Source organism: Bacillus cereus group sp. BfR-BA-01360 (genome assembly GCF_022663595.1).
GTDB classification, from domain to species: Bacteria; Bacillota; Bacilli; order Bacillales; family Bacillaceae_G; genus Bacillus_A; species Bacillus_A cytotoxicus.
The window spans coordinates 66,803-73,743 of the sequence record NZ_JAKUFV010000018.1; the positions used below are offsets into that span (position 1 = coordinate 66,803).

Below are 6,941 nucleotides of genomic sequence, written 5' to 3' on the forward strand. Positions count from 1 at the left end.
TTATGTGATGACTGAAAAAGAATTGGAATTGTTAGTATGTCTTGAAAAAAACAGTCGTTTATCTGTAGAAACTTTAGCGAAAATGTTAAATATAGAGGTTGAAGAAGCACAAAAAATGGTTGCAAAATTAGAAAGTGAAAACATTATTGTAGACTATGTGACACATATTGATTGGACAAAGGTGAAAGAGCACACTGGTTTAACGGCAATGATTGATGTAAAGGTAACGCCGAAGCATGGAGTTGGGTTTGATGCGGTTGCTGAACAAATATATCGTTATTCAGAAGTGAAATCAGTATATTTAATGTCAGGGACATATGACCTTTCAATTACATTAGAAGGAAAAACGATGGCAGAAGTAGCGACATTTGTTTCTGAAAAATTAGCAACAATTGAATCAGTCGTTTCAACAACAACTCATTTTATTTTGAAAAAATATAAACATGAGGGAATTATTTATGAAAATACAGATGATGATAAACGAATTGTGGTGACACCATGAAGCAGTTTGAACTATCTAGAGCAGCAGAGTCTTTACAGCCATCTGGTATTCGCAAGTTCTTTGATTTAGCAGCAGGAATGAAAGGTGTTATTTCACTTGGTGTTGGAGAACCTGACTTTGTGACACCGTGGAATGTAAGGAAAGCCTGTATTCGTTCGTTAGAAGAAGGGTATACAGCATACACGGCAAATGCAGGATTATTAGAACTACGTCAAGAAATAGCAAAGTATCTAAAAAAACAATTTGAAGTTTCTTATGATCCAAATGACGAAATTATTGTGACAGTTGGAGCAAGCCAAGCGCTAGATGTGGCCATGCGTGCGATTGTGAATCCTGGTGACGAAGTGATTATTATAGAACCGAGTTTTGTGTCATATGCCCCCCTTGTTACATTGGCAGGGGGCGTTCCAATACCGGTTGCAACATCTTTAGAGAACGCATTTAAAGTACAGCCAGAACAAATTGAAGCAGCGATTACAACAAAGACGAAAGCAATTTTGCTTTGTTCTCCAAATAATCCAACAGGGGCGCTTTTAAACAAATCTGAATTAGAAAAGTTAGCAGAAATTGTAGAAAAATATAATTTAATTGTTCTATCAGATGAAATTTATGCGGAGCTTGTCTATGATGAAGCTTATACAAGTTTTGCTAGCATAAAGAATATGAGGGATCATACGATTTTAATTTCTGGATTTTCAAAAGGATTTGCAATGACAGGATGGCGTCTTGGGATGATTGCAGCTCCTACTCATTTTTCATCATTCATGTTAAAAATTCATCAGTATTCTATGATGTGCGCGCCAACAATGTCACAGTTTGCTGCGCTCGAAGCGCTTCGGTCCGGGAATGATGAAGTTATTCGAATGAGAGACAGTTACAAGAAGCGCCGCAACTTTATGACACAGTCGTTAAATGAGATGGGATTAACATGTCATGTACCGGGTGGTGCGTTTTATGTATTTCCTTCTATTTCTTCAACAGGATTGTCTTCAGCGGCATTTGCCGAGCAATTATTGATAGAGGAAAAAATTGCGGTTGTACCAGGTAGTGTGTTTGGTGAAAGTGGTGAAGGGTTTATTCGTTGTTCTTATGCGACTTCACTTGAGCAACTTATGGAAGCTATGAACAGAATGAAACGTTTTGTGGAGAATAAAAAAAGGACAAAACAGAATACGTTTTGTCCATAAAAGGGGGGGAATACTAGAAAGCCATGTGTTAGTATTCTATCCCAATATTTGAAAAATATACGTATTAGAGGGGATTTTTTTATGAATTTTGAATGAAAGAAGAGGGGATGGTATAATTTACTAATATCAGGGGGTTCTTAGTTAAGATTTCGCTAAGCAATTATTTAAAGTTAATAGCATCTATCTATTCTTTATAAGTTCTCAGTGGATGCTTAGCTACGGAATAGTAGCAGGAAAAAATGGTAAACGTATGGGAGTGTTTCATATGTCAGAACAATATACAACAGGAGTGATTGTAAAAGGGAAAGTGACTGGAATTCAAGATTACGGCGCATTTGTAGCATTGGATGATGAAACGCAAGGTCTTGTGCATATATCTGAAATTACAAATGGGTATGTAAAAGATGTTCATGATTATTTAAAAATCGGAGATACAGTAGAAGTAAAGGTACTTTCCGTTGATGAAGAGCACAAAAAGATGAGTTTATCATTAAAAGCAGCAAAAAGAAAACAAGGGAAAGTTCTTGTGCCCAATCCATCCGCAAAAGGATTTCATACATTGCGTGAGAAGTTAACAGAGTGGATAGAAGAATCGGACATAACAAAGTAAAAGAGGAATGCTCATGAGCATTCCTCTTTTACTTTGTTATGATATATATTTAGCAAATATGATTGCAAGCAATCATATTCGTATGTCGGATGAGAAGAATGACATACTGATTATCGAATTTCATGCGTTTCTGGGTGTGTACCTAGATTTTCAGATGGTTTAAATAATAACCCGAGATTAATGAGCCCAGAAATACCGACAATGCCATAAATAATTCTTGCGAGAGCAGAGTTTTGTCCGCCAAAAATAGCTGCTACTAAGTCAAATTGAAAAAATCCAATAAGTCCCCAGTTGACGGCACCGATTACAGTGAATACTAAGGCGATTCGTTGTAAAGTACTCATCTTAAATAGCCCTCCTTAAATGTAGAACATGAGTAAACCTTTATGCGATTTAACTCGTTTATAGAATGTTTTTCTTTTGCTGTTTTTATACATAAAAAATATATAGTATATGACATGTATACATCTATACCCCTAAATACCGGTTTTTATACGAAAAATGAACATTTTTCAAAAAATAATGATTGGTTGCGTTTACAATTCGTCAATCGCTTGATTTACAACTTTAGTTTCGCTAAAGTGAATACAGAAATACATATACATAATTGGAGGGAAAAAGATGAGCACACATGTAACGTTCGATTACTCTAAAGCATTATCGTTCATCAGTGAACACGAATTAACTTATTTACGTGATGCAGTAAAGGTATCACATCATGCAATCCATGAAAAAACTGGGGCTGGGAACGATTTCCTTGGATGGGTAGACCTTCCCCTTGCGTATGATAAAGAAGAATTTATTCGCATTCAAAAATGTGCTGAAAAAATTAAAAATGACTCTGACATTTTACTTGTTATCGGTATTGGTGGCTCTTACTTAGGAGCACGTGCAGCAATTGAAATGTTAAACCATTCTTTCTACAATATGCTTTCTAAAGAACAACGTAAAACTCCACAAGTGCTATTTGTTGGACAAAACATTAGCTCCACTTATATGAAAGATTTAATGGATGTACTAGAAGGCAAAGACTTCTCTATTAACGTAATTTCCAAATCAGGTACAACAACAGAACCTGCAATCGCATTCCGTTTATTCCGTAAATTATTAGAAGACAAATACGGAAAAGAAGAAGCGCGTAAACGTATTTATGCAACGACAGATAAGGCGCGTGGCGCTTTAAAAACATTAGCTGACGAAGAAGGTTACGAAACATTCGTAATTCCAGATGATGTTGGTGGACGCTTCTCTGTATTAACGCCAGTTGGATTATTGCCAATTGCTGTTAGTGGTTTAAACATTGAAGAAATGATGCAAGGGGCAGCGGCTGGTTGCAATGATTTTGCAAAATCAGAACTGGAAGAAAATCCAGCTTATCAATATGCGGTTGTACGAAATGCGTTATATAACAAAGGGAAAACGATTGAAATGCTTGTTAACTATGAACCAGCACTTCAATATTTTGCTGAGTGGTGGAAACAACTATTTGGTGAAAGTGAAGGAAAAGATCAAAAAGGTATTTTCCCATCTTCAGCAAATTTCTCTACCGACTTACACTCATTAGGTCAATACATCCAAGAAGGACGTCGTGACTTATTTGAAACAGTTCTAAAAGTAGGTAAACCTACACATGAACTAACAATTGAATTAGATGAGAGCGATTTAGACGGTTTAAACTATCTTGCTGGGAAAACGGTGGACTTCGTAAATACAAAAGCGTACGAAGGTACATTATTAGCACATAGTGATGGCGGCGTGCCAAACTTAATCGTTAATATTCCAGAATTAAATGAGTATACATTCGGTTACCTTGTATATTTCTTCGAAAAAGCATGTGCGATGAGTGGCTATCTATTAGGTGTAAATCCATTTGATCAACCAGGTGTCGAAGCATATAAGAAAAACATGTTTGCTTTACTTGGAAAACCAGGATTCGAAGAACTAAAAGCAGAATTGGAAGAGCGTTTAAAATAAAGAAAACTGTTAGGGCATGTCCCTAACAGTTTTTTTCTTTTGACGGTATGAATCACCAATATATTCTTACTAGAACGGGTATGCTAATGAAAAATGTATTAGAAGGGTGAATGATATGATTCCGATTCAATCCGATTTAGAAGGTCGTCTATATGCTCTTTATCAACTAGAGGAAACGTTAAAGCCGCTTGGCTACAATATAGGTGGAAATTGGGAGTATGATAAAGGATGCTTTGATTACAAACTGGATGAAGAAGATGGATATCAATTTTTAAGATTGCCATTTACAGCTGTGGAAGGAGAGCTTGATGTTCCAGGTGTGGTCGTTCGTCTTGGAACACCTTATCTTCTTTCGCATGTGTATCAAGACGAACTAGATGATCAAGTAAACATGTTTGCAGCTGGAACAAGCGGATTAGATCAATTTGCAGAACCGAAAGATGCTGATGGGCATATAAAAAGAAAGTATATAGAGATTGGTAAAGCATTCGTGCAAGAAATAGAAAGACATCTTATCAATGATGAATGACAATCAAAATATCACTTTTAAGAATTACTAATGTGCGAACAGGGTTAATATGAAATTGTTCATCGCGTTTTACACCCAGCAACAGAATATTTTGTTTTAAAAGGAAATTACTACATCCTTCAAATGTTTTTCCAACATATGATGGTGGCACCTGCATTAACTGTAATTTACTTTCTGAGAGCTCGTTATAGAGCGTGAACAATACACCTGAAATAGACGGGAATAAAAGAGAAGCAGTAAAAACATAGCTGGTTAACTTGTTTCCTTCTATAATTTCCGTCGCTCCTGCTCTTGTTGCATTTTGAATTTGTTCTGAGGTTAAGAGTTCAGCAATGCAATGAATATGTGGATTTAATCCTTTTGCGGTTAAAATGTTTAAAATAGATTGCGTATCCGCTAAAGTTTCATTTTTTTCTTTATCTGCTGTGATTAAAATGGTATGTGCTGTTTTTATGTTGGCTTTTAACAAAGTTTCATCGTGATGTGGGCATCCTTTAATAAATTCTAGATGATGGAATGGCTTTGGGAGCAAGGAAAGTGTTTCATCTACTAAGACAATATCCAGATTTGGATTTAATGTAGACATTTGACTTACAACTTGTTTTGCTCTTTCATTCCAACCTACAATAATCATATGACCATTAGAAGAAGCTGCCTCCTCTCCTGTGATCTTCATATATTGCTTATTCATCATTTCTGTAGCGAATAAGATCATAAAATAAGAGCAAAAGCCTGTCCCTAATAAAATTAAAAGCATACCGACTATTTTTCCTATAGGTGTATGAGGGACATAGTCACCGTAACCAACAGTAAAAATTGTAACGAGAGACCACCATATACCATCTAACCATGTAGAAAAATATGTAGGCTCTAGTTTATATATGATAAAGCCAAAAACTGTAGTGAGTATAACAATAAAACAAATTAATCGAAAAATAATAGAATCACGAAAGGTGTCTATTAGGTTTGCTGGTGGTTTCAAAATATTTCTCCTCCTACATATAAAGCTATAATCATTGTTACCATTATCAAAAAAAGAAAAACACCTAAAAAAATAATCAAAGAAGATTACTCTCTCTACCACGTAGAGATTGATCTTCTTTTCAATTCTGTTCTGTATAGTGACAAAAAGTCAGTAGGAGGTATTTAAATACTTTCAACTTCTGTTTGTTGGACACTATCGAGGTGTTGTAAGGTGTAGTAAACATCGGTTGTATGTGTTTTTTGATCCACGGATAGTTTTAAATGTAACAGGTGTGAGCTATTTTCTAATGTTTTCAGTTTCATATTCTTTACTTTTATATCCATAGCTTTAATTTCTTCGATAACAGTTGAAATATTATTCATATTGCGCACAACAAGTTTAACAGCGATATCTCGTTGTCGTAATGACCTGGGTCCTAGAAATTGCATTGTTAAAGGGATTAATTCTACACTTATCATAAGAAAAAACATGCCGAAAACTGCTTCGATATAAAAACCAGCTCCAACTGCAATTCCAATACCAGAAGCTCCCCAAATCATGGCGGCAGTAGTCAATCCTGCAATGCTGTCATTTCCTCTTCGTAAAATAACGCCAGCACCTAAAAAACCAATTCCTGAAACAATTTGAGCAGCAAGCCGCAATGGATCCATATTGAGATGATTCGTATGAGGTAAATTATAAGCAGCCTTAATGGAAACGATGGTAAGAAGACAGCTAATAATAGAAATAACCAAGCAAGTTTTTAATCCGAGTGGTTTTCTTTTTAGTTCTCGTTCTAGGCCAATTGCAAATCCTAATACAGCGGATAGACCGAGCTTTAGTAATAAATCTGTATATTCCATATGTATTCCTCCTTATGATTTCGTTTCCTGTGATGTAGCTATCACCTATTTGTTTTTATAAGTAATAAATTTGCGTGTACTAAGGGGAGGTATTGTTTCATTATATGAAGTGAAAAGAAGGAATTCGCTCTTTTTATAAAAAAACAAAAAAAGTATTGCCTTTCATGTTTTAACATGCTATATTAATAACCGTCGCTGATGCAAAACATGCAGAAAGCGAAAAAAGAAATAAAAAACTTAGTTGACATCAAAAAGAAGAGATGCTAACATAAGGAAGTCGCAAATGAAGCGACAAACGAGTTCTTTGAAAAC

The 6,941-nt window shown here is 35.4% G+C and carries 8 protein-coding genes; 5 read left to right on the forward strand and 3 right to left on the reverse strand.

All coding sequences use genetic code 11. From position 1 onward, the window contains the following. Positions 1–4: 4 nt before the first annotated feature. The 3 genes from MR056_RS15975 to yugI all read left to right on the forward strand — a co-directional run bounded on the left by MR056_RS15975 (position 5) and on the right by yugI (position 2,299). On the forward strand, positions 5–502 hold the full coding sequence (locus MR056_RS15975) for an Lrp/AsnC family transcriptional regulator (RefSeq protein WP_041810100.1): 498 nt from the start codon (positions 5–7) through the stop codon (positions 500–502). Continuing rightward, positions 499–1,689, forward strand: a complete 1,191-nt coding sequence (locus tag MR056_RS15980; protein ID WP_012095967.1) for an aminotransferase — start codon at positions 499–501, stop codon at positions 1,687–1,689. The genes MR056_RS15975 and MR056_RS15980 overlap by 4 nt, the downstream gene beginning before the upstream one ends. Before the next feature lie 265 nt (positions 1,690–1,954). After that, positions 1,955–2,299 carry a S1 domain-containing post-transcriptional regulator GSP13 gene (gene yugI, locus MR056_RS15985; protein WP_041810098.1) on the forward strand — a complete coding sequence of 115 codons (345 nt, stop codon included), beginning with the start codon at positions 1,955–1,957 and terminating at the stop codon, positions 2,297–2,299. 110 nt (positions 2,300–2,409) lie between these two features. On the opposite strand, the gene MR056_RS15990 is transcribed toward yugI, so the two are convergent. Continuing rightward, the gene (locus MR056_RS15990) at positions 2,410–2,643 is read right to left on the reverse strand and encodes a DUF378 domain-containing protein (RefSeq protein ID WP_002124440.1); all 234 of its coding nucleotides are present in this window, start codon (positions 2,641–2,643) and stop codon (positions 2,410–2,412) included. 277 nt (positions 2,644–2,920) lie between these two features. Between MR056_RS15990 and MR056_RS15995 the strand changes: the two genes are divergently transcribed. Beyond that, positions 2,921–4,273, forward strand: a complete 1,353-nt coding sequence (locus tag MR056_RS15995; protein ID WP_048723165.1) for a glucose-6-phosphate isomerase — start codon at positions 2,921–2,923, stop codon at positions 4,271–4,273. A gap of 115 nt (positions 4,274–4,388) precedes the next feature. Next, entirely contained in the window at positions 4,389–4,802 is a 414-nt protein-coding gene (locus tag MR056_RS16000) for a YugN-like family protein (RefSeq protein ID WP_012095964.1), read from the forward strand. Here MR056_RS16000 and MR056_RS16005 read toward each other — a convergent pair. Both MR056_RS16005 and MR056_RS16010 read right to left on the reverse strand, forming a co-directional pair. Then, entirely contained in the window at positions 4,789–5,784 is a 996-nt protein-coding gene (locus MR056_RS16005; protein WP_012095963.1) for a potassium channel family protein, read from the reverse strand. The genes MR056_RS16000 and MR056_RS16005 overlap by 14 nt on opposite strands. Before the next feature lie 164 nt (positions 5,785–5,948). Continuing rightward, positions 5,949–6,629, reverse strand: a complete 681-nt coding sequence (locus MR056_RS16010; RefSeq protein WP_012095962.1) for an MgtC/SapB family protein — start codon at positions 6,627–6,629, stop codon at positions 5,949–5,951. Between the last annotated feature and the right edge of the window lie 312 nt (positions 6,630–6,941).